This window comes from Ruegeria sp. YTSA219 (genome assembly GCF_059609985.1).
The window spans coordinates 1-20,258 of record NZ_JBXWMT010000020.1; the positions used below are offsets into that span (position 1 = coordinate 1).

The window sequence follows — 20,258 nt, forward strand, 5'->3', positions numbered from 1 at the left end:
CAGTTTCTCGGGCTTCGCCAAAAAGCCGATAACAATCATCGGACGGCAAGGATTCCTACCACCCCAGCCAGTTCATCAGATCATAGAACGACAACAGGCTCTTGGGGCTAAACCCTCCGAGAAATGCCCCCGTTTATGCCCCAGCCACCCGAACCACCCGTTAACAATCATAGCGGGTTCTGCGGGGGTGCCCCTCCCACGTTGCGGGAGGAACGGGTTAGCTATTCCGAAGTCGAGGTTTCTGCATAGCCACAGGTCTATAGCATATCCCAATCGACCCCGTTCGCCTGCCGGTCACGCTCATCCTCAAGGTTATCACGGCGGTCATAACCAACCGAACCTCTCACCCGTCCACCAGCGACCTGAATCCGGCTTCAGTTGAAGTTCCTCTGATACCACAAGCTTACTGTCCAGAATCGGCTTGTTGAACTTCCCGGTCAGCTTGGCAACGCTGTTTTGCGTGATCGAGTTTTCTTCCCCGAACAGCTTGGTGATCAGGGTGCAGAGGGTGCAGAGGGTGCATTTACCTGTCCCTTTATATCGGGAGTAAAAGAACAAAGCCCAAGCTAGTTTCTCAGCCTCATTCTGAAGACCCCACGAAACCCAATCCTTGACGACGCGGCGGTCAGCCTCGTGGCCGAAGATACGCTCAAGAAACCGATCGAACATAGTCGTGTCAGCGTCGGCCACTGCAAGGTCGCGATAGGCCGGTTCATTCCAAGCGTTGAGAGCAACTGTATCGCCCTCAGGTATGATCGGCTCTTTGATGTCGGGGCGGCATTTCGTAGTTCCGTTCCATATCCGAACATTCTGGCTAGGATCATCGTGGATTTCTTCGAAAGCCCGCTGAAACACCGCTCGCACATGGCCTGGAGTAAACTCCATCGTGGGGTAGTTGCTCCGCATCCTACCCAAGCAGATACGTTTGGCCTCCGCCTGCGACAGAGGATGTGAGGGACGTTCAGGTAGATAGAACTGATTTTTATAGCGGACAACCCACTTGCTGATCTGCCGAGCAAGTAATGCCACGTCCTTTTCGATATCAGTTGCCGCCTCAGGTAGAGTTGGGGCGTTCCGGATCACACGGTAGCAAGGTCGACAATACGGACAAAGTGGGTGTTCAAGGAACCTTTTAAAGTGCCTTTTCAATGAACTTTGAAAAAAGCTCACCCTGCGAATTGATCCTAAGTTTCGCGTAAATGTTGCGTCTGTGGATGCGGACTGTGCCTGGAGAGATGCCGAGAATTGTGCCGACAGCTTCTGCCGAATGGCCCTTCAATGTGAACTCAACAACTTCTCGTTCTCGTGGTGTCAGAACGCCATCGCCAAATGCCTGGAATGCTAGATCGACACGATGACTAACGCCATTCGCTGCGGCGCCGCGGGCCATCGATGGAAAGTCACTCCAATGTTTGCAACAGGCTGCCCGAACGAGCGGCCATAGAGCGTGCAAATGGCGAATTTCCTTGGCGGAAAAAGGCTTCTCTGCTCGCATGAGCGAGACCACAACCATCCCAGCGCTTGGGATATCGATAAAGTAGCCAATCTCCTCTGCTAACCCAGTCCTTTTGTAATAGCTGCGATAGTATTCGCCCTGATAGAACCTGTCCGGTGCGATATCGCGCATGCGGTACAGACCCGGTGTTATCGGTTTTGTCGCGGCCAAAAAAAATGGATCAAGTACGTAGGGCCCGGCTTGGTAGTCCTCAACAAAAATACGCCGTTTGCTTTTGGGGAAATCGTCGTGAAGGTCTATTGGTGCTTCGGTTCCGACATGGCCAAACACTACAGTAAAATCGAATGGCGCGACCTGCCGTAAGCCATCTGCTAAAACACAGGGAAACTCTGGGGTTCCGATCTTCTCCACGACCCTGCCGGCCTCCTCCATCCAATCGTACACACGCAGCTCCAGATTTTCGAAAAGCACCCCTATACCCCAATTGTGGTATATACAGTTATTCCGAGTTTTTGTTACTTTTTCCTTGTTTGAGTGGTATGCCAGTAAATGCCAAAAAATCAAGCAAAAGGAAAACGGCAGTATATGAGCTTTGACATGAGCGTCACCATGCAGACGATTGCGGAACTCCGAGGAGTGACCAAGACCTTCGGGAATGTGGTCGCTGCCAAAGACCTGAATCTTTCCATTGGGAAAGGAGAGTTCCTGTCATTCTTAGGCCCATCTGGTTGCGGCAAAACCACTGCACTTAGAATGCTGGCAGGTTTCGAGAAGCCAACCGAAGGTCAGGTGTTGCTCGATGGAGAAGTCGTCAACGACTTGGATGCGCACCATCGCCCAGTCAACATGGTGTTTCAGCACTACGCTCTTTTTCCTCACCTGAGTGTGTTCGACAACATCGCGTACGGCCTGCGCCAACAACGACCACGCGTAGACAAACAAACAATCGCGACAAAGGTTGAGCAAGCGCTGGAAACTGTTCGTCTTGGTGGATTTGGCCCACGTCGCATCTGGGAGATGTCTGGTGGTCAGCAGCAACGCGTCGCTTTGGCGCGTGCGATCGTAAACGAGCCCAAGCTTTTGCTGCTCGATGAACCAATGGCTGCTCTGGATCGAAAGCTTCGAAAAGAAATGCAGTTTGAACTGCAGAACCTGCAACGACAACTAGGAATAACTTTTGTCCTCGTCACGCACGACCAAGAAGAAGCGCTTTCAATGTCCGACCGAATTTGTGTGATGGAAGGCGGCAGTATTGTGCAGGTAGGCAGCCCACGTGAACTCTATGACATGCCCCGCAGCCGCTATGTGGCAGGATTTGTAGGCACCTCGAATTTCTTTGATGCAACCGTAACTGACGCAGCAGCCGAGCAAATCACTGTGCGTTTAGCGAGTGGCCAAAAGGTGCACGGAACTCCGGAGATCCCAATCGATGTAGGGCAGGTAGTGTGCGTCAGTATCCGTCCTGAACAGATCACGCTGACCCGCGCGCTACCCGCAGCTGAAATCGCTCTGCCAGTTTCCATTCAAAATCGGATCTTCCTTGGGGAGCACACAGAATACCTTGCGCGCAACGAAGCACTGGGTGATTTCCACGTACTTGTGCCAAGGCAAGCGGAATTGAACGAGGGGACGTTCAATGCGGGAGAGCAGGCCTTTGTTTCATGGGGCGAAGGCGCACTGCTGATCCTGGAAAATTAACAAATCCCGCAATCCAACAACAGAGAGGTTCACAATGACCAAGGATAATGGGACTATTTCCAAGCAAAAGTTCATGGAAGAGCTTCGCCGGTACCAAAAGGGTTCCGTCACACGGCGACATTTTTTGGGCGTGACAGGTCTTGGGATGGCAACGGCCGTTCTGGGCACGGCTATGCCTGGGTTGCGTCCACGCCCGGCATTTGCTGCCGGAGACATTGGCGACCGAGTGATCCTCGCCACGTGGCCGAACTACCATGACGAGATGAACTTCGAAGCCTTCACGGAAGCCACTGGCGCTCATGTTCAGGTCAATGTTTTTGGCTCGAACGAAGAGATGTTGGCAAAACTGCAGGCAGGTGGGTCTGGTTGGGACGTTTTCGTACCGACGAACTACACGATCACTACGTATGTGGGCGAAGATCTGATCATCCCGCTCGATACGTCCAAACTGCCAAACTACGACGCAGGTTCATTCGAACAACGCTTTTCGGATGCCGGCTCTGTCGATGGCCAACTTTACGCGGTGCCGAAAAACTGGGGCACGACCGGCTTTGCAGTGAATACTAGCAAGCTTGACGGCGCTCCGACTCCAACCACATGGAAAGAGTTCTGGGACCTTACTATGGAAGGTTACTCAGGTCGGACAATGGTGCATGATTACCAACTCACCACCATCGGTAATGCCCTGAAATACTTCGGCTACTCCTTCAACTCGGTCGATGAGAAGGAACTGGCCGATGCCGAGAAATTGTTGCTGGATGCTAAACCGCATCTGTTTGCAATCTCGTCGGACTATCAGCCACCGATGCGTAACGGTGACGCCTGGATGACGATGTGCTGGACAGGTGACGGCAAGCAGATGAATGTCGACATGCCTGAAATCGCCTACGTTCTGGGAGCTGAGGGCGGTGAACTCTGGTCCGACTACTACGCTATTCCTAAGGGCGCACCCCATATGGATGCCGCTTATGCCTTGATCGACTTCCTGCTGAACCCGGAAGTTAATGCGAAAGAAGTCCTCGCTCATGGCTATCCATCGGCTGATGCTCGCACCAATGCGTTGCTGCCGAAGGAATTGCTGGAAGATCCGATCCTTTATCCGGCAGCTGACCTTCTGAGTGCGCTCGAGTTCGGCGCGGCGGCTACGCTAACCGATCCAAACCGTGCCGAGTTGCTCGCCCGCTTCAAGTCGGCCTAAGCGGCAAGGCCGCCAATATCGGAAAAGACGAGGACAATATGACCGAACGAGGCAGAAAAGCACTGTTGCTGGCACCGGCAGGAATATGGCTTTTGGTAATGCTTGCCCTTCCTCTGCTGGTCGTCTTCGTCTTTTCCTTTGGCGAACGGGGTGCCGCCGGAGGCTATGTTCCAGCGTTCACGTTGGAACAATATGCCAACCTTCCTGCGCGATGGACGGCGTTTAAGAACACTTTGATCCTTGCACCTCTGGGGACTATCGCTGCGTTGGTAATTGCCTACCCGCTCGCCTACTTTCTTGCGGTGCGTTGTTCACCAAAGTGGAGAACTTCGCTGTTGATCCTGGTGATCGTGCCGTTCTGGACATCGATCCTGATCCGGTCATACGCATGGATTTTCATCCTTGGGGGGCGTGGCTTGCCCGCTTTACTGGAGTCGATCGGCATCGATGATGTCCGCCTGATAAATACGCCGTTCGCCGTGCTTGTGGGGATTGTCTATGGGTATCTACCTTTGATGGTTTTCCCAATTTTTGTAAGCTTGGACAAACTGGATAAACGCCTTCTGGAAGCCTCGGCTGATCTCGGCTCTACCCCATGGCGTACGTTCCGTCAGGTGACACTTCCTTTGTCGGTACCTGGTATCGCAACTGGCTGCATGCTGGTCTTCATCTTGCTGATGGGCGAGTTTCTGATCCCAGCGATCTTAGGTGGCGGAAAGGTCTTTTTCGTCGGAAATGCGCTGGTGGACCTGTTCCTGCAGTCTCGAAACTGGGCGTACGGATCGGCGGTCGCAATGACTCTGGTTGTCGTAATGCTTGTCACTGTCTCAATTTACATGAAATTCATCTCGCGTCTGGGTGGCCAGCGCGAAGATGTCTCGCTGATGTGAGGATCCGATGCGCTTATACGCGATTTGCGTCTACCTTTTTCTCTATATTCCCATCGGCATCATCGCGCTTTTCAGCTTCAATGCCGGACGACACGCAAGCCAGTTCATGGGTTTCTCGACCCAATGGTATGGCAAAGCGCTCAACAACCCATTTGTTATGGACGCGCTCGAGACCAGTCTGCTTGCAGCATTCATAACTGCTTGCCTCGCATCCACTCTCGGAACTATGGCTGCCATGGCTTTACAAGGGGTTAAGGGATGGCTCCGAACTTTGTTCGACGCGATGATTTATGTTGCGATAATGATACCCGGTATCGTCATCGGTATCGCGACGCTCATTGCCTTGGTTACCGTATTCGGCTGGCTTAACCCAGTTCTTGCCAGCCTATGGCCCGATGGAGCAAATCCCCCGCAACTTTCCATGGGGATGCCCACGCTTGTCGCTGCGCACACCATGTTCACAATGGCGCTGGTCATAATCATCGTACATGCAAGGCTATCGGGTATGGACCGCGCGCTCATGGAAGCTTCGGCGGACCTCTTTGCGACGCCCTGGGGCACCTTTCGGCAGGTGACACTGCCGTTGATAGCCCCGGCAATTTTGGCGGGCTTCCTGCTCAGCTTCACTTTCTCATTTGATGATTTCATCATCGCGTTCTTCGTAGCTGGCTCAGAAACAACCCTGCCAATCTACATATTCTCATCCATCCGGCGCGGCGTAACGCCCGAGATCAATGCCATAGGCACTATGGTTATGGGCGCGTCGCTCTTGCTTCTCGTTACAGCGCAACTTCTTTTGCGCCGAGGCGCCTCAAAATCGAATAGTTAAATAAAGGAGCCAAGTGACATGCGGCTTGCAGGTAAAGTCGCGCTCGTGACGGGCGCGGGATCAGGAATTGGTCGGGCGGGTTCAATGGCAATGGCGCAAGAGGGTGCGCATGTCATGGTAACGGATCGCGATGCAACACTTGCTGACGCCACTGTGGCCGAGATCATTGCACAGGGAAATCAAGCATCTGCCTTACAGCTTGATGTAACCGATGACGATGCCCTTACCAAAACCATAGACGAAGCAGTTAAAAACTTCGGTCGGCTTGACGTGTTGCACTCTCATGCTGGGTTACAGATCGAAGGAACGCTGGAAGAAGTGGAACCGGTTGGAATGGATGCTTCTTGGGCATTGAACGTCCGCGCCCACTTCATTGCCGCGCGTGCAGCCGTCCCCCATATGAAATCACAAGGTGGAGGCAGCGTGATCGTCACTGCTTCCAATTCTGGCGTTCAATACGACCGGGGTATGATCGCCTATGCGACCACAAAGCACGCAGCTGTTGCGATGGTCCGGCAGATGGCAGCCGATTACGCTGTCCATGCAATCCGTTTCAATGCCCTTTGTCCAGGATTTGTGGACACCCCCTTCAATGCAGGCTTCGAGAAGCAGATGGGTGGCCGTGCCAAACTGGAAAGCTACATCGAGCAGGCGATCCCTATGAGCCGGTGGGCGACAGTTGAAGAGATTGGCCATGGGATCGTCTATCTAGCTTCAGATGAATCCGCTTTTATGACTGGGCAAGCCTTGGTTATCGATGGCGGTGAATGCATTTAGTGATGGGTTGGACCACTCAAGAGAATGTCTATCGCCGCACTTCATTTTTTGCGAGCACATTTCAGTCCGCTTTGGGCTCAGCTCGGCCCGTTGCTCGCGCGGCAATACCGTTGTGATCGGCTGATCGAGACCGGCCATAGGAGGATCGGGGCAAGTCTTTGATCTTGTGTCATGTCGTTCAATGCACGGACGTTGGGAAATCAGGAGCCATAGTTCGCGCTTCAGGCGGCGAAACCAGGGAGTGAGCCCAAATTGTCGAATACTGCGGAGCCGTGTTAATGTCTGCATACGATGCTCTGGAAGCCAAAATGACCAAACAACCCAGTCAAGTGAACGATGAAAGACCCGCCATTCTCTGTGTTGCAGGCTTTGGTGACAATGCGAGCATGTTTGAAGGTTTGGCTGACACCCACCTCGCCAACAGCTATCGTTTGCTACCCATCAATCTTCCGGGATTTGGCGCTCAGCCTCTGGCAAAGGCAACAACTCTTGAAGCACTTGCACAAACCGTCGCCGACAAAGCGATCAAGCACGGAGCTGAGATCATTGTCGCTCATTCGGTTGCTTCAATCATAGCCTCCCTGGCCGCCAAAAGGGCCGACTGTCCTTTGACAACCATTATTTCTCTAGAGGGTAATATCACCGCCGAGGATGCCTATTTTTCTGGAACTGCCGCGGACTACAGTGATCCGGTTGCGTTTCGTGCAGCGTTTCTTGAGCGGCTTGATGAAATGGCGAAAACGGCACCGATCATCCGACGGTATCATAATGAAGTATCGAAGGCCTATACTCTGGCGCTGTGGCAACTCGGCACCGACGCACGGCATTTTTCAACAGGCTGCGTGCCCGGCGAGCTTTTGCAAAGCGCGGCAAATGTGATTTATCTCTACAATCCTGACAACTGTCCGGACAGCACCGTCCGGTGGTTGGAAGAAAACAAGATGGATCGGATTATTCTCGAAAACGCCACTCACTGGGCGAGCGTAGATCAGCCCGAAAGGCTTGCAGAAATGATTGCTGAGGCACTCCACCGATAGGTGAACGCAGCCGTTCACAATTGGATAGATGAAAGTTGGCTTTGTATTGGATTTCCGCAAGAAACGGGTCGCGGTGTCGCGGTCACGTAAGCTAATCCGTTAGGTAATAGTTAGTGACGGAAGCAGAAGACATGACAAACCAACCCATGCCAGCAATGGATTTTACAGCCAGCGTCATGCTGCTTTTGCTCGCCGCGGTTTGGGGCGGGTCGTTCTTTTTTGGTGAGGTAGCCCTGTCAGAGGTGCCACCACTTACAATTACATTGCACAGGGTTTTTTGGGCGGTTCCTATTCTTGCGCTAATCGTCTTTTTCAAAGGACTGAGTGTTCCACGCACCCCTCGGGCATGGGGCGCTTACCTCGTAATGGGGGCGCTCAATAATGCCATTCCGTTCTCGCTGATCTTCTGGGGGCAAACGCAAATCGACAGCGGGCTGGCTTCAATCCTAAATGCTACGACAGCAATGTTTGCAGCGGTCGTGGCGGGTTTGCTTCTTAAGGACGAGCCCTTGACTCCGAAGAAGATAGCAGGTGCTGCACTGGGTATTTTGGGGGTGGCCTTCATTATGGGGCCAAGCGCATTGACCGAGTTCAATCCGAGCAATCTGGCACAGCTGGCTATTCTTGGGGCGACGCTCTCTTATGCATTTGCCGGTGTATGGGGCAGGACTGCTCTTTCGGGCCAACCACCGCTGGTGAATGCGCTTGGTATGCTGATCGGCAGCACAGTGCTTATGATTCCGATTGTTCTCGTGATGGATGGCCCCCCAAACTTGGCTCTGTCTTCTGGCGTATGGTCTGCGCTTCTTGGGATGGCCGCACTATCAACAGCACTGGCCTATGTTCTCTATTTCGCAATCCTTGCGCGCGCAGGTGCTGCCAACCTTCTTTTGGTAACCTTACTGATTCCACCGTTCGCTATCGGCCTTGGCGTTTCATTCCTGGGTGAAAAGATAGAGCCAGAGGCTTGGGTCGGGTTCGCCATCATTGCCCTTGGCTTTGCTGTAACCGACGGCCGGCTTTTCTCCCGCTTTGTCAGGCGCAAGCCCCAACAAGCAAAATGAGGCGCTTTCTAGAATACTATTGACCACCACATTACGGAGTGACGATCCTCGCCGTCACCAACTGACCCGGCCAAGCGTCGGCTCTATTTTTGAGTAGCGGACACCCCCAACCCGCCAGCACCAGCGACCCCCGTCAGCCCCCGGAACGAGACTCGCCAGCGGTCGTCTCAGCACCAGTGGGCGGGTCTCTAGTGGTCTCGCAGCGGCCTCTCTAGCGGTCAGAAACCCATTTATAATAATCGACTTCGACAATACTGCCTCACGGGCCCGCAAACCCGGGCGGAAGTTGCGAAACATCAGCCGCGACAGCTGGTGAGGTCCAAACAAGGCCCGAAGCAAGTACAATCGCGGAAACCAAACCTTTCGACTGGCGCACTATTTGGGAAGCTGGTTGGAGGGTGGCATCAATTGCACTGATCATACCTGTAGTCCCCGTACTCCAGCCAGTTTACCGAGCCTTCGCTAAAAATCAGAAATTCGGACCTGTCTTCCCCAAGCAGGGCGACGACAAATCCGGCCGGTGGCTCGGAGTTTCCGAAGTAACTGTAGGCCGTCATGGCTCTGATTAACTCGCCGTTGACCGTTACTCGTGCGTCCCACTCCCCCTCCGGGTTTTCCAAAATCATGGGTTCGATCACGCGTTCTATCGCTCCGCCTCCACAATAGACGATGCCTTCGGGTGCTTCGTAGGAGGCTCCCTGGCTGGCATCCGAAGCACATTCAGAACGAAGGGACCGAATTGCCGCGCTGGAACCTTTTAAGTCGAAGATTCCATAGCTGACATCTTGATCAATCATCGACAAATTAACCGATGCATTGGCCGCAAGCTGGTCCAATACAAAACCATAGTCCTGCTGACTATTGAAACTGATCTCGACGGGATAATTGTCAACGATCTGCAACACAGCGTTTTCAGCGCCAACCTGAAATGCCCCAACCTCGGTGGTGCCGTTCTTCAAAAAACGAATGGAAAGCCCTTGCTTCTCCGCAATGTCCTTGCTGTCCTCATATCCAGCTGGAGCAAAGCGAATACGGTTACACTGAAGCTCCAGCGTCATGTTTCCGGTCTGAATAAATGCATTGGGATTAGGCCCGGAACTGAACGACCACTCCGCCGATGCTGTGGTCGCCATTGCCATCATTAGCGTTCCAATGGAAATCGGTCTGAAACTCATTTTCTCTCTCCATGGTGTTGCGGTTTGCACTTTCATTCAGCAGAGATTCCGACCTGTTGCCCCCACAGCGAGGTCAGGAAGCAGGTGCGCCGTATTCGTTTGCGCCTTCTTGGGAAGGTCGTGTCAGCCACCAGATCATCAGAATGGACAGAACGAATTGCAGAATTGAGACAACGACAATACCGGTCAAGCCTAGGACTGCCGCGGGTCCTCGCAATGCATCGGGGTTTTCGGTCCCTTGCTCCAATACCGAAAAGAACGCCACCCCACCCAGCATAACAAAAAGCGTTGTAATGCTGAGCGCCATCGGCAGCAGCAAGTACCAACCAGGTCGTCCTGTATCATGCAGTCTCCGCCAACCGGCGGCTAGCATTGGTATGAGAACGGCCAGTTGAAAAACAGAGGACAGAACCCGAGATCCTTGGCCTGTTTCGGGGTTTGTCCCGAACAGGATCGAATCCAACCCGGCAAAAACGGCACTTACGAGAACCACAAACAAGAAGAACCACCAGTATTCTGAGCGTATAGCCCGCCCGGAGAACTGGAAGTATTTCGAGAAACACGTTTTAACTGCTTCACCGAATCCCATCTTTCATTCCTTTCTCAGTTTCTGTGCGGTCTCAAAACATTTCGCCGCTCAGGAGAACACACTCTCCCCTCTGGGTACTCCCACTTACCTTTTTGTTTGAAAGCAGAAGCCTATCGTACGAGAGCGTAAAGAGTTTTACGCGCGGAAAAAATGTTGATTTATGAAAAAATATATTCGAACATACGAATTCGACACAACTTTTTTTACCTCCGTTGTTGTCGCTGTCGCCCGATCTACTGGGCCCTTCCGACTGCTGGAGTGAGTGCCGGCGGTCGGAAGGCACTTCACAATAATCTGGCTTGGGAGAACACGATGCTCGGACTTAACGTACTCGTCCTCTCTCCCAAGTTCGCTCTAGCTTTTGCCAGTGACGTCATTCGGCCATCACGCGTTGTTGGCGGTCTCGGTAGTCAACGCAATGTCGTTCTGCCCCACAAGCCCCCCGCGGCAAGTTTTTGGGAAAGGTAGTCAAAGGATCGAGGTGTGTTCTGTTGGCTGCACAGACGCAAAAGCTTCAAACATGCGCATCCAATTTCACAAATTTCAAAGGAACCAGAGGGAGAAGAAAATGACTAACAAGAAGGTGATGATCGCAGGCGCGACATGTTTCGCATTGCTTGCAGCCTGCGACGACACGAGTACGTCCAGCGCGTCCGCCGACCTCACGCCCGCTCAGCAGGCATGTTTACGGGATGTAGCCAACACGACAAACAATTCGCAAGTCGTGGTGCTCTCATCCGCGTTTAGCGAGGCGGGAACACAAGTCACTGTAGGCGTTGGTGAGGATCGCGCTCCGTGGAATTGCATTGCCTACAGTGATGGCGCGACAGCTGGTATCGAGTTCCTTGGCGACGAAGGCGCATTGTAGTCTGTTCGCTGTGTATCTAGAAAGCACCAGTCGTGATCAAATTTGAATAACGGCAAGCTTAGACATTCAAACCTCGTAATAGGATTGGGTTTTAACATGCTCAATCATGCTAAGGTTGTAGAAAATGTCCGTAACCAACTCGGTTGTAATTGCGATCATTTGCACTTTTGTGGCCATTGTTTCAGTTCCAAAATACAGCATTGCACAAACTTGGGACATAGCATCACAGCACTCTGTCAGCGGCGTAACGGTGTATGATTCAGATGAGCTGCTAACTTTTGCCGGTCAGTTGGCCTTTGATCGGTCAGGGCGCATCACAGCGGTGGAGGTCGCATCAACGATCACGCAGATCTACCGAGAAGACGGCTATTTTTTGGCTGAGGCCTGGCCTGGCCCCGATGGGCAGAGCATTGTTGTTGATGAAGGGCGTATTCAAACCATCGAAATTGAAGGTGTAGATACGCGCACGTTCCAAACCTTGGAAAAGATCTTTCGCCCCCTCACCACCGCATATCCAATAACTCTCAAACAATTTGAGCGGGCGGTTATGTTGGCCGAGGACATACCTGATTTGGAATTGTCGACCGAACTTGATTCTCCGGATCAGGCAGGTGCCAGGCTGAGAGTATTGGGAGAGCCTCTGCGCAAACAAGCCGGGAGTGCGACACTCGACAACCCTCCGCGTGAGCTTGGAGAAGCGCTCAGCTTCTATGTCGTACAAGAGTTTTATTCGACGCTGACCGTCGGGGATTTACTGCGCTTTGAGGGATCAGGCAATTACAATTGGGACAAAGACGACGAACACTCTTTGTGGGGCGCTGTTACCTATCGCACGCCGCTGAACAGCAATGGTCTCTACGGTGAGATTTTTTACGGAAACATAAACGCAAAACGTGACCTCTCGGGGGATTTTGCAAGAACGGATATTGACGGCGAGAACTTCACCGTCGCGATGGGTTACCCCGTGATCCGCGATGTAGCCCGATATGGATACTTTCTGCTGGATTATCGCCTTTCAAAAGCGGACTCAGTCAGTGGCGGCGTTCCATTGTCCAGTGACGCGAGCGTTGCTGGTCTTACGTATCTTTACGGGCAAAACTATCCAAAAGGGCAAGCTCTGGAAGCGGGGCTAACCTTATCTTTTGGTGACAATGACAATGACACGACAGACGCAAATTTTGACGACGGAGACTCTTCGTTCTGGCATCTGCGGGGCGGCATCGGATACGAAAGCCCACTTACGAACTTGTCACCCAACACAGCTTGGCGCACCGAGATCTGGGGCCAGTTCACAACCGACCGGTTGCCCTCGGTCGAGGAGTACTTCCTTGGTGATCGCTATGCTTTGCGCGGATATCGGTTCGACGAAGTAGACGGTGATTCCGGGATTTCCGCGATTTTCGAAGTGTCTCACTCCTACTTTCCAAGTTCCCAAAGCATTCATCGCTTAACGCCTTTTGTCTTTTTCGACGTGGGTTACATCTCGAACAATGACCCAGCGAGTTTTGAAGTTGATAATGCTACACTGGCATCGACAGGTCTGGGTTTGGACATTGAGTTTAAGCAAAACCTTTTCCTGTCCGGATATGTCGGTGTCCCTTTGAGAGACGGCCCTTTGACCGACTCAGGCGATCCTGGCGCGTATCTTGCTCTGACAACAAGTTGGTGAGAATGTTATGAAACGGAACCGCATTGTTTTACTTACCGCAGCTTGTTTGGTCGCAGAGCTGGCCGCTACGCAGGTCGTCGCGCAGGGAAATCATTTTGGGTGGTGCCGTGGCGTAGGGAATCCGCACCAGTCGAGCCAAGGATGTGGGCAGGCCGGTGGGCAAGGGGCAGGCAATCAAATTACCGGCCCAACGCAGCCGGTGGCAAATCAGTTGCCGCCTAAAGGAACACAGCAAACGCCCACATCAGTTACTGTTCCAGTCCTTGCGCCGGGCGCGGTCCCGAACGCAATTCCCGGTCAGGTTCCTATTGCGACACCAATAGCGGTTCCAGGTCAGGTTCCCACGCCGGTCCTAGCGCCGACCCTAGTTCCGCCTTTGACACCAAACGCGACACCAAACCGGGTTCCGACAGCTGTTCCAAATCAGGTTCCCTCATTGGCTACCGGTCCTACCGCGGTGCCGCCGCAAGTTCCGACTGCAACTCCCAATCAAGTTCCGATAGCTATCCCTGGCCAGGTTCCGCCTCAAGTTACTGGCCCGACGGCTGTGCCGCCCCTTGTGCCAACAGCAATACCCAACCAAATACCAGTCGCAGTGCCAGGCCGTGTTCCGCAACCCAGCGGCACTACAGCGACGCCACCGCTTGTCCCAACCGCAACCCCCAATCAGGTTCCCACGGCGGTTCCTGGCCAGGTTCCACAGTTGACACCAAAACCTACGGCAACTCACGTGGCCGTCCCAGGACATCCGAAGCCACAAGGCGTCGTGACAATCATGCGCCCAAAGCCGAGGCCGACAACCGGTACTGTTCAGCAACCTGGCACAACACAAGTGACCCACCATTTAACCCACCAACGTAATTCTAAGAAACACGATCACGTCGCAGCAACTCCTGGACGGCATGACCCGCACGACCTGCCGAGGTTCCGCAGCGCAGCGGCCAAGGAAAACTGGGAATGCGTTGCCAGCGGATTTGGGCAACGTCGGTATGATGCCGGGCGCGGCGTGTTGCTGAACAGCGGGGCACTACGACACCTTGGAAATGTGGATGCGATGGCTCGTGATGTACCAGCACGGCACCCGAAGCATTCCGGATGCATTATCTCGGTCAAACGAAAGCAGCGCTGAAGCTCGCTGGGTAGGTTTTGCTCGGGTAATGAGATTAATCAACCAATAATTCGTCAATTGTCATCTGGATAATTGGATTTTGTATTGCCTTTAATCCCTGGCGTTTACGTTGGCTGATGTAGCCCAAAAATGCTCCGTACCCAAATTTACTTCAAATAGGCCAACAATCTAAAGTGCCGCACTTCCACGAAGAGCTTCCGACCATCTGGGCAGGTCAAATTAGGCAAGCGAAACTTTGAACGGTAACTTTGCAAAGTCAGCTTTCTGCGTAAAGCCGCCGTTAGCAACGACAGTTGCTGCAATCGCGGCGAATGTCGGCTCAGTGGCCACCTGCTCAATGCCCGCTTCGGTTTGCATGAAGATCGCGGCTGGGAATATTTCTACAAATAGCCGCGTCGCGCCATGCTGTGGGCTCAGAAGTCACTTTGATTTTTTCCGGGAAATCGTGCCAAATTGTCCGAAAGCCACCGCGCTGCTAAATCAGTTCTTTGTATTCTTACTTTTCACCAAGCGGTTGTCTCGGCACACAGCTTCGGGCAATACAAAACACACTGGTGGATGTAATGGTAGATACACAAAGCAGATATCAGATCAAAGCCTTGATATTGAATAATTTATCTTAGCTAAATGGTGCCCGGGGGCGGAATCGAACCACCGACACGAGGATTTTCAATCCACTGCTCTACCCCTGAGCTACCCGGGCACGGATACGGCTTCTGCCGTTGGGTGGAGGCGTTCTATGACTTGCTACTGGCAGTGTCCAGAGGCTTTTTTACATTTTTTCAATGTGGGCGCGTCATCTCAGTTTCAGTTGAAGAAACATCCTGTTCAACGTCTTCTTCACGCTGCGAAGGAACCGCGTAAGACCCGTTCAGCCACTTGGCCAAATCAATGTCTGCACAGCGTTTCGAACAAAAAGGACGGAATTGAGACACCGTTGGTTCGTGACAGATCGGGCAGCTCATTTCAGCACTTCCGCAAGGGAAATCCGGCCGCGTTTGCGTTGCAACTCATAGTGACCCAACGGGGTCCATCCTGCCAGAATCGTCTCAATCGGATCAGACTTGAATGCAGATCGCAAAGCGGCTTCGAAACCGCGCCGGTCTTTCTTGGGCATTGGAGCGAGGTCGAGCGTGATCTGCCCCCCCAACCCACGGACACGCAATGCACGTGGCAGTGCTTTTGCGCAGGCGAAATTGGCCTTGGTTCCGGCGGCCATCGAGGTGTCTGAACCCGTGTTTACATCTACGGCCACCAGGGCGCGGGTGGGCTGGATATAGATGTGTCCGCCCCCGGCCAATGGTTCTGATATTCCGCCCGCCTGATCCAATGCATCCAAGACACCATGCGCCTCAAAGGCGCCGGGCTCGGTGACGACCTCGGCCGGGTCGGTCCAGTCGCGCCAGGCCAAAACATGCGGCCCATCACCTGCGAGCAGAACCTCAGGCTCGGTACCGGGATCGTTCATCACAGCATCGGCATGAGCCAGCATGACGCCGATATCCTCGGCAATCTCTTGGGCATTCTCGCCCTGACAGCAGGACCGCAGGATCAACCCGTGTTCGCTGCCTGCCATGGCCTCATGTGCGATTTCCAGCAAGCGGTCGCGTTCATCCTCATCCCGGATACTGCGCGATATATTCAGGCCCGGTGCATCCGGAGTGACAATCGCAAAGCGGCTTTTAAACAGCACGCGATCCGTCACCGGCAGCGCCTTTCCGGGTTCGACAAAACCGGTCACCTGGACCAGCTTGAGCTCTCCGGGGGCCAATCCTTTGACCTGTCGCAAAAAGGCCTGGCCGTCCGGCGTGGCCAGAAACATCCCGCCCTGCCCCTTGACCGGGCGATCCGCCCGCGCCCGGTAGATGGTACCGGGGGCCGGGGCTTCGGAAGCAATCAGGAAATCGTCAAGCTTTCCGTCCACCATCAACGCCGCTGCCTCGCGGTTGTTGATGTGGTCTAAAACGATGGTACGCCCCTTCATGGTGCCTCACGATACAAAGGATAGCCGATGCCCTGCAGCAAAGCGGCGGTCTCGGATAATGGTAGTCCCACGATGCCGGTAAATGAGCCGGAAATCCATGGGATGAACGCCCCTGCAGGCCCCTGGATTGCATATGCACCGGCTTTGCCTTGCCAGTCACCCGTTGCCAGATAGGCATTGATCTCAACATCCGATAGGCACTTGACCTTGACCTGAGACACCACATCGCGTTGCGATATGCGGTCTCCGCGCCGAACTGCAACCGAGGTAATCACCCGGTGCCGCCGTCCAGACAGAGCGTGCAGAAACTCGGCCGCCTGACCTGCATCTTCAGGCTTTCCCAAGATGCGCCGACCCAGCGCGACCGTGGTGTCCGCACAAAGTGTGACATCATCGCTTTCGGCGGGAACAGCTTGCACCTTGGCGCGTGTGATCCGGTGGCAGTAGGGCACCGGCAGCTCACCTTTCAAAGGCGTTTCGTCAATGTCCGGGGCGCGGATGGCGTCGGGCTGCACACCAAGCTGCGCCAGCAGGTCCAGCCGCCTTGGACTGCCCGATCCGAGAATAAACGCCATGTGTCGGGCGTTACTTAAAGCGATAGTTGATCCGACCTTTGGTCAGATCGTAGGGGGTCATCTCGACTTGAACTTTGTCGCCAGCCAGAACACGGATGCGGTTTTTGCGCATCTTGCCTGCCGTATGTGCGATGATCTCATGGCCGTTTTCCAGCTCGACCCGAAACGTCGCATTAGGCAGGAGTTCCTTCACGACACCGGGAAATTCGAGCGTATCTTCCTTGGCCATGTTGTCTCCATAATTACGTTGCACCCGCAGAATCTACGGGGATGTGCGCCTAAATGAGCCTATTTGGGGCTTATTTCAAGGGCGTATTCACCTAAAGAGAGGATATTGTGACTGTTTCGACTCGACCGCACTGCTCGTCCCAATGGGCGCGGTTCAACACATGGCCATCCCGGCGCACATTGGCGATCGTTGTCAAGTCGACGTCGGCATAGGTCCAGCCAGGTTGGTTCAGCGCACCCTCTGCTAACACTCCGGTCGCGGGAAAACCCTTGTCAGGTGGACCAAAAATACCGCCCGTTCCTGTATTCATATCCACCGCATCGGACCATTCGTTTTTGCCCACCAGAGACGCCATGACCGTAACACATTGGTTTTCCAGCGCACGCGACATAGCCCCGATGCGGACACGCCAGTATCCTGCCAACGCCTCGGTGCATGAGGGAACCAGGATTATATCCGCCTCACTTAGGGCTCTGCCCAGCAGCGGGAATTCACTGTCATAGCAGATCAGGATTCCGATTTTTCCAAGTGGGGTATCAAACAATTTCAGTGGTCCGCCCGGCGCGATATCCCAGTCTTCGCGTTCAAAGCGGGTCATGATCTGTTTGTCCTGATGGTCAAACGTCCCGTACGGAGCGTAGAGCACAGCCTGGTTTACCGGACGGCCTGACCCATCAATCACCGGAGCGGATGCGCCCAGGATGTAGGTCTCATGCTCTTGAGCCAGACGCGAATGCAGGGCCTGCACGTCCCCCATCCGATCTGAAACAGCACGGATCGAGCGTTCCAGATCACCCGCTACTTCGGCCCCGTCCAAAGTCGACAACTCCATCGCGCCGTACTCGGGGAACACGAGAAGATCTGCCCCCTGCCCTGCGGCATCCGAGACCCAGCGGGCCAGCTTATCTTCATACTGCGCCCAGTTTTCGAGCCAGTCGAGGTTATAGGCGGCGGTGGCAAGTCTCATGGGGCATTCCTTGCAGTCTTAACTCGGCTGAAATCTAAGTGTGCGTTCGTGGACTGTATAGCCCAACCGTGACACATTGAATTTAGGACAGCTAGTTCATTTGTAAGCCCATGGCATACGAACTTCAGCACTGGTAAATGAGAGCAAGAAAATTGAGGATTTTCCAGTGATGAATTTTAGAATCCTTTGCTTGGTTTTAGGAACAACGTGCTTATCTGTGCCCGCGCTTGCGGACTGTTTTGATACGCCAACATGGCACGACGAACCGCTTACTCAGTTGTTTTTGGATGGTTTGGGTGATGGCAAAGAGCAAGACGTTAGACGAGCCAGTTTGACCATGTTGCTTATGTCCAAAGAACCCGCCCGCGAACAGCGGGATGAGTTAAAGTTCTATTTGATGCGGACGGCATTAATGCAATTCGATGGCGACAAAGGGGCGCTCAGGAAGAAACTGCAAGATGGTTCGCTTTATGATGTCATTCAACTGACTGACTTCTCCCGTTCGAACCCGAGGGATCAAAGCAGGATCATCTCCGCTTACTGGTTAAACGGGTGCGTCGAGGAAGCGCTTGAATTACTTGCCTCGACGAACAACTCGCTGACAAGCCAATACTATATGCCAATAGCCACCGGAGATGCCGAGTTACTTCGCAGCCTAGCGCAACGCCTGGAGCCGGGCGGATACCATCAAAAAAGACTAATTACTTTTGCAAAGCTGCTTGAGAGCCCGGACACCAAAGAAGAAACTCTTCAAGAGTTTTTGGATTATCTGGAGTCGGAAAGAACAGGTGCCGAGTCAGAGGATTCGATTGACAGCACTGGAGTAAAGGTTGCTCTGAACGTAATCCGAGGCAAGCAACTGGACCTGGAGCTGTTACCGACTGAACCTGTCTATGACCCGGTCGAACTAGAGCTCAGCGGTATGCGATTCTCAGCCTATGTCGCATGGATGGGCGCCGCTGGATTTTGCGAAGCGACTTGGAAAACATCTTTTGTCCTTCTAGGCACGCCAGCCAAAAGCATGCCCTTCAATCGCGAGCTTCTTGAAGCGTCTGTGATCAGGTGCGTAGAAAATCATGATGGATGAGGGCCGGTAGACGTTGATTTCGGCTTTCTCCGCACAGCGGGCAAAACCACCTACAAATCCCTGATCCAGAATTGCAAAGGCTTCAGCGTCTCGCCTTCTTCACCGATATCCCTCCACGAAAACTGCGCAATAGCGCCGGGCAACGGCTCATACTTCCGCGCGCTCCAAAAAGCATCCAGCGGGCGGTAGGTATCAGGCCGCATCGGGTGATCGGTCGTGCGTTGCACACCGCAAAAGGCGCATTTCGTGAAGCCAAAGCTGCGCGCATGGGCTTCGCGCAAGTCAAAGAACCTATGCCCCACGCCCTGCCCGCGATAGTTGGGCAGCAAGACGGATTCCGCGCAGTAGAAGATCTGGGACAAGTCCAGCCCAGAGCAATCGAAGGCCGCCGCGAAATCGGCGGCATGGTCGGCTAGCGGGGCGCCGGTCGATGCGCCGATCAGACGATCCCCGTCAAAGGCACCAACAACGATGGATCTGTCGCTGTCACGGTAGGATTGCAGGTATTTCCGTTCGTATTCCAGATCGCCGTCATAAAGATACGGCCATGCCCGAAACACCTCGATCCGCAAGCGAGCGACGTCATCCAGAGCCGCCTCAAGCGCCGCCCCGGTCAAGGCGCGAACGCCTGTGACCTCAGCCATTCGAGACCTGCTTGGTCCAGTCGGCCAGGTTGTAAAAGGTGGTGACCCGCGTGATCTTGCCATCCTTCAGGTCAAAGAATGACCCGGCTGGTAGGCGGTAGGTCTGCCCGCGTGCTTTGGGCAGGCCTTCATCCGTCTCAAGATAGGTGCCGTTCACGATGAATTCAGCGGCGGCACGGGTACCGCCCTCGGCCGCGAACACAACGATATCGGTGAGGTTCTCGCGATAGCAGCGGTTCATGTGGTCACAAAAAGCTGCGAATTTCTCTTTGCCCACTCGTATCTGCCCTTCGTTCACATGATGGGCCACGTCGTCGGACAAACAGGCCAGCATGCCGGTTACGTCCCCGGCGTTGAAGGCTTCGAAATAGGTTTTGACGGTTTCGTTCATGG

The 20,258-nt window shown here is 53.8% G+C and carries 23 protein-coding genes and 1 tRNA gene; 11 read left to right on the forward strand and 13 right to left on the reverse strand.

All coding sequences use genetic code 11. The features are described 5' to 3' along the window. Positions 1–324 precede the first annotated feature (324 nt). Both AC2FFB_RS18825 and AC2FFB_RS18830 read right to left on the reverse strand, forming a co-directional pair. Complete coding sequence (locus AC2FFB_RS18825; RefSeq protein WP_496875296.1) at positions 325–885, reverse strand: primase-helicase family protein; 561 nt, start codon at positions 883–885, stop codon at positions 325–327. 247 nt (positions 886–1,132) lie between these two features. Beyond that, positions 1,133–1,888 carry a helix-turn-helix transcriptional regulator gene (locus tag AC2FFB_RS18830; protein ID WP_496714118.1) on the reverse strand — a complete coding sequence of 252 codons (756 nt, stop codon included), beginning with the start codon at positions 1,886–1,888 and terminating at the stop codon, positions 1,133–1,135. A gap of 165 nt (positions 1,889–2,053) precedes the next feature. On the opposite strand from AC2FFB_RS18830, the gene AC2FFB_RS18835 reads away from it, so the two are divergent. From AC2FFB_RS18835 to AC2FFB_RS18865, 7 genes are all read left to right on the forward strand, one after another. Then, entirely contained in the window at positions 2,054–3,154 is a 1,101-nt protein-coding gene (locus tag AC2FFB_RS18835) for an ABC transporter ATP-binding protein (protein ID WP_496875297.1), read from the forward strand. 34 nt (positions 3,155–3,188) lie between these two features. Beyond that, complete coding sequence (locus AC2FFB_RS18840; protein ID WP_142638980.1) at positions 3,189–4,352, forward strand: ABC transporter substrate-binding protein; 1,164 nt, start codon at positions 3,189–3,191, stop codon at positions 4,350–4,352. A gap of 38 nt (positions 4,353–4,390) precedes the next feature. Further along, entirely contained in the window at positions 4,391–5,242 is an 852-nt protein-coding gene (locus tag AC2FFB_RS18845) for an ABC transporter permease (protein WP_142638982.1), read from the forward strand. A 7-nt stretch (positions 5,243–5,249) separates the two neighbouring features. Beyond that, positions 5,250–6,071 (forward strand): ABC transporter permease, encoded by an 822-nt coding sequence (locus AC2FFB_RS18850; protein ID WP_496875298.1) that lies wholly within the window; start codon positions 5,250–5,252, stop codon positions 6,069–6,071. 18 nt (positions 6,072–6,089) lie between these two features. Beyond that, positions 6,090–6,848 carry an SDR family NAD(P)-dependent oxidoreductase gene (locus AC2FFB_RS18855; protein WP_142638985.1) on the forward strand — a complete coding sequence of 253 codons (759 nt, stop codon included), beginning with the start codon at positions 6,090–6,092 and terminating at the stop codon, positions 6,846–6,848. A gap of 278 nt (positions 6,849–7,126) precedes the next feature. Then, positions 7,127–7,885 carry an alpha/beta fold hydrolase gene (locus AC2FFB_RS18860; RefSeq protein WP_496714099.1) on the forward strand — a complete coding sequence of 253 codons (759 nt, stop codon included), beginning with the start codon at positions 7,127–7,129 and terminating at the stop codon, positions 7,883–7,885. 113 nt (positions 7,886–7,998) lie between these two features. Further along, the gene (locus tag AC2FFB_RS18865; protein WP_496875299.1) at positions 7,999–8,949 is read left to right on the forward strand and encodes a DMT family transporter; all 951 of its coding nucleotides are present in this window, start codon (positions 7,999–8,001) and stop codon (positions 8,947–8,949) included. Positions 8,950–9,353: 404 nt separating this feature from the next. Here AC2FFB_RS18865 and AC2FFB_RS18870 read toward each other — a convergent pair whose 3' ends face one another. Together AC2FFB_RS18870 and AC2FFB_RS18875 are read right to left on the reverse strand one after the other, a co-directional pair. Continuing rightward, a complete protein-coding gene (locus AC2FFB_RS18870; RefSeq protein WP_496694461.1) occupies positions 9,354–10,124 on the reverse strand; it encodes a hypothetical protein in 771 nt (256 codons plus the stop codon). Positions 10,125–10,197: 73 nt separating this feature from the next. Continuing rightward, the gene (locus AC2FFB_RS18875) at positions 10,198–10,713 is read right to left on the reverse strand and encodes a DUF805 domain-containing protein (RefSeq protein WP_142638993.1); all 516 of its coding nucleotides are present in this window, start codon (positions 10,711–10,713) and stop codon (positions 10,198–10,200) included. Positions 10,714–11,281: 568 nt separating this feature from the next. Here AC2FFB_RS18875 and AC2FFB_RS18880 point away from each other — a divergent pair. The 3 genes from AC2FFB_RS18880 (at position 11,282) to AC2FFB_RS18890 (ending at position 14,379) form a co-directional block, all read left to right on the forward strand. Further along, entirely contained in the window at positions 11,282–11,581 is a 300-nt protein-coding gene (locus AC2FFB_RS18880) for a hypothetical protein (protein ID WP_281996073.1), read from the forward strand. 124 nt (positions 11,582–11,705) lie between these two features. Continuing rightward, the gene (locus AC2FFB_RS18885) at positions 11,706–13,250 is read left to right on the forward strand and encodes a ShlB/FhaC/HecB family hemolysin secretion/activation protein (RefSeq protein WP_496875300.1); all 1,545 of its coding nucleotides are present in this window, start codon (positions 11,706–11,708) and stop codon (positions 13,248–13,250) included. A gap of 832 nt (positions 13,251–14,082) precedes the next feature. Next, a complete protein-coding gene (locus AC2FFB_RS18890) occupies positions 14,083–14,379 on the forward strand; it encodes a hypothetical protein (protein WP_142638999.1) in 297 nt (98 codons plus the stop codon). 219 nt (positions 14,380–14,598) lie between these two features. Here the strand turns inward: AC2FFB_RS18890 and AC2FFB_RS18895 are convergent, their stop codons facing one another. The 7 genes from AC2FFB_RS18895 to AC2FFB_RS18925 all read right to left on the reverse strand — a co-directional run bounded on the left by AC2FFB_RS18895 (position 14,599) and on the right by AC2FFB_RS18925 (position 18,134). After that, a complete protein-coding gene (locus AC2FFB_RS18895; RefSeq protein ID WP_496875301.1) occupies positions 14,599–14,736 on the reverse strand; it encodes a hypothetical protein in 138 nt (45 codons plus the stop codon). A 271-nt stretch (positions 14,737–15,007) separates the two neighbouring features. Continuing rightward, positions 15,008–15,082 (reverse strand) — tRNA-Phe (locus AC2FFB_RS18900). A gap of 79 nt (positions 15,083–15,161) precedes the next feature. Then, on the reverse strand, positions 15,162–15,344 hold the full coding sequence (locus AC2FFB_RS18905; RefSeq protein ID WP_496690127.1) for a DNA gyrase inhibitor YacG: 183 nt from the start codon (positions 15,342–15,344) through the stop codon (positions 15,162–15,164). Beyond that, positions 15,341–16,363 (reverse strand): ribonuclease E/G, encoded by a 1,023-nt coding sequence (locus AC2FFB_RS18910; RefSeq protein ID WP_142639006.1) that lies wholly within the window; start codon positions 16,361–16,363, stop codon positions 15,341–15,343. The genes AC2FFB_RS18905 and AC2FFB_RS18910 overlap by 4 nt, the downstream gene beginning before the upstream one ends. Beyond that, positions 16,360–16,938, reverse strand: coding sequence for a Maf family protein (locus tag AC2FFB_RS18915; RefSeq protein ID WP_142639008.1), 579 nt, complete (start codon positions 16,936–16,938; stop codon positions 16,360–16,362). The genes AC2FFB_RS18910 and AC2FFB_RS18915 overlap by 4 nt, the downstream gene beginning before the upstream one ends. Positions 16,939–16,948: 10 nt before the next feature. Then, entirely contained in the window at positions 16,949–17,167 is a 219-nt protein-coding gene (gene infA / locus AC2FFB_RS18920) for a translation initiation factor IF-1 (RefSeq protein ID WP_005978431.1), read from the reverse strand. Positions 17,168–17,258: 91 nt separating this feature from the next. Beyond that, positions 17,259–18,134 carry a carbon-nitrogen hydrolase family protein gene (locus AC2FFB_RS18925; RefSeq protein ID WP_496714105.1) on the reverse strand — a complete coding sequence of 292 codons (876 nt, stop codon included), beginning with the start codon at positions 18,132–18,134 and terminating at the stop codon, positions 17,259–17,261. Positions 18,135–18,303: 169 nt separating this feature from the next. Here AC2FFB_RS18925 and AC2FFB_RS18930 point away from each other — a divergent pair, with 169 nt between their 5' ends. Continuing rightward, positions 18,304–19,221 carry a hypothetical protein gene (locus tag AC2FFB_RS18930; RefSeq protein ID WP_496714106.1) on the forward strand — a complete coding sequence of 306 codons (918 nt, stop codon included), beginning with the start codon at positions 18,304–18,306 and terminating at the stop codon, positions 19,219–19,221. A gap of 50 nt (positions 19,222–19,271) precedes the next feature. On the opposite strand, the gene AC2FFB_RS18935 is transcribed toward AC2FFB_RS18930, so the two are convergent. Then, a complete protein-coding gene (locus AC2FFB_RS18935; RefSeq protein ID WP_496875302.1) occupies positions 19,272–19,865 on the reverse strand; it encodes a GNAT family N-acetyltransferase in 594 nt (197 codons plus the stop codon). After that, a complete protein-coding gene (locus AC2FFB_RS18940; RefSeq protein ID WP_281995642.1) occupies positions 19,858–20,256 on the reverse strand; it encodes a ketosteroid isomerase-related protein in 399 nt (132 codons plus the stop codon). The genes AC2FFB_RS18935 and AC2FFB_RS18940 overlap by 8 nt, the downstream gene beginning before the upstream one ends. Positions 20,257–20,258: the final 2 nt, after the last annotated feature.

What these genes read in the sequence shown, in the direction of transcription:
- AC2FFB_RS18840 (WP_142638980.1), top strand. Translation starts at nt 3,189, where the DNA reads ATGACCAAGGATAATGGGACTATTTCCAAGCAAAAGTTCATGGAAGAG.
- AC2FFB_RS18885 (WP_496875300.1), top strand. Translation starts at nt 11,706, where the DNA reads ATGTCCGTAACCAACTCGGTTGTAATTGCGATCATTTGCACTTTTGTG.
- AC2FFB_RS18845 (WP_142638982.1), top strand. Translation starts at nt 4,391, where the DNA reads ATGACCGAACGAGGCAGAAAAGCACTGTTGCTGGCACCGGCAGGAATA.
- AC2FFB_RS18830 (WP_496714118.1), bottom strand. Translation starts at nt 1,888, where the DNA reads ATGGAGGAGGCCGGCAGGGTCGTGGAGAAGATCGGAACCCCAGAGTTT.
- AC2FFB_RS18910 (WP_142639006.1), bottom strand. Translation starts at nt 16,363, where the DNA reads ATGAAGGGGCGTACCATCGTTTTAGACCACATCAACAACCGCGAGGCA.
- AC2FFB_RS18925 (WP_496714105.1), bottom strand. Translation starts at nt 18,134, where the DNA reads ATGAGACTTGCCACCGCCGCCTATAACCTCGACTGGCTCGAAAACTGG.
- AC2FFB_RS18935 (WP_496875302.1), bottom strand. Translation starts at nt 19,865, where the DNA reads ATGGCTGAGGTCACAGGCGTTCGCGCCTTGACCGGGGCGGCGCTTGAG.
- AC2FFB_RS18825 (WP_496875296.1), bottom strand. Translation starts at nt 885, where the DNA reads ATGGAGTTTACTCCAGGCCATGTGCGAGCGGTGTTTCAGCGGGCTTTC.
- AC2FFB_RS18880 (WP_281996073.1), top strand. Translation starts at nt 11,282, where the DNA reads ATGACTAACAAGAAGGTGATGATCGCAGGCGCGACATGTTTCGCATTG.
- AC2FFB_RS18855 (WP_142638985.1), top strand. Translation starts at nt 6,090, where the DNA reads ATGCGGCTTGCAGGTAAAGTCGCGCTCGTGACGGGCGCGGGATCAGGA.
- AC2FFB_RS18835 (WP_496875297.1), top strand. Translation starts at nt 2,054, where the DNA reads ATGAGCGTCACCATGCAGACGATTGCGGAACTCCGAGGAGTGACCAAG.
- infA (WP_005978431.1), bottom strand. Translation starts at nt 17,167, where the DNA reads ATGGCCAAGGAAGATACGCTCGAATTTCCCGGTGTCGTGAAGGAACTC.
- AC2FFB_RS18875 (WP_142638993.1), bottom strand. Translation starts at nt 10,713, where the DNA reads ATGGGATTCGGTGAAGCAGTTAAAACGTGTTTCTCGAAATACTTCCAG.
- AC2FFB_RS18940 (WP_281995642.1), bottom strand. Translation starts at nt 20,256, where the DNA reads ATGAACGAAACCGTCAAAACCTATTTCGAAGCCTTCAACGCCGGGGAC.
- AC2FFB_RS18895 (WP_496875301.1), bottom strand. Translation starts at nt 14,736, where the DNA reads ATGCAAACCGAAGCGGGCATTGAGCAGGTGGCCACTGAGCCGACATTC.
- AC2FFB_RS18930 (WP_496714106.1), top strand. Translation starts at nt 18,304, where the DNA reads ATGAATTTTAGAATCCTTTGCTTGGTTTTAGGAACAACGTGCTTATCT.
- AC2FFB_RS18850 (WP_496875298.1), top strand. Translation starts at nt 5,250, where the DNA reads ATGCGCTTATACGCGATTTGCGTCTACCTTTTTCTCTATATTCCCATC.
- AC2FFB_RS18870 (WP_496694461.1), bottom strand. Translation starts at nt 10,124, where the DNA reads ATGAGTTTCAGACCGATTTCCATTGGAACGCTAATGATGGCAATGGCG.
- AC2FFB_RS18905 (WP_496690127.1), bottom strand. Translation starts at nt 15,344, where the DNA reads ATGAGCTGCCCGATCTGTCACGAACCAACGGTGTCTCAATTCCGTCCT.
- AC2FFB_RS18860 (WP_496714099.1), top strand. Translation starts at nt 7,127, where the DNA reads ATGTCTGCATACGATGCTCTGGAAGCCAAAATGACCAAACAACCCAGT.
- AC2FFB_RS18915 (WP_142639008.1), bottom strand. Translation starts at nt 16,938, where the DNA reads ATGGCGTTTATTCTCGGATCGGGCAGTCCAAGGCGGCTGGACCTGCTG.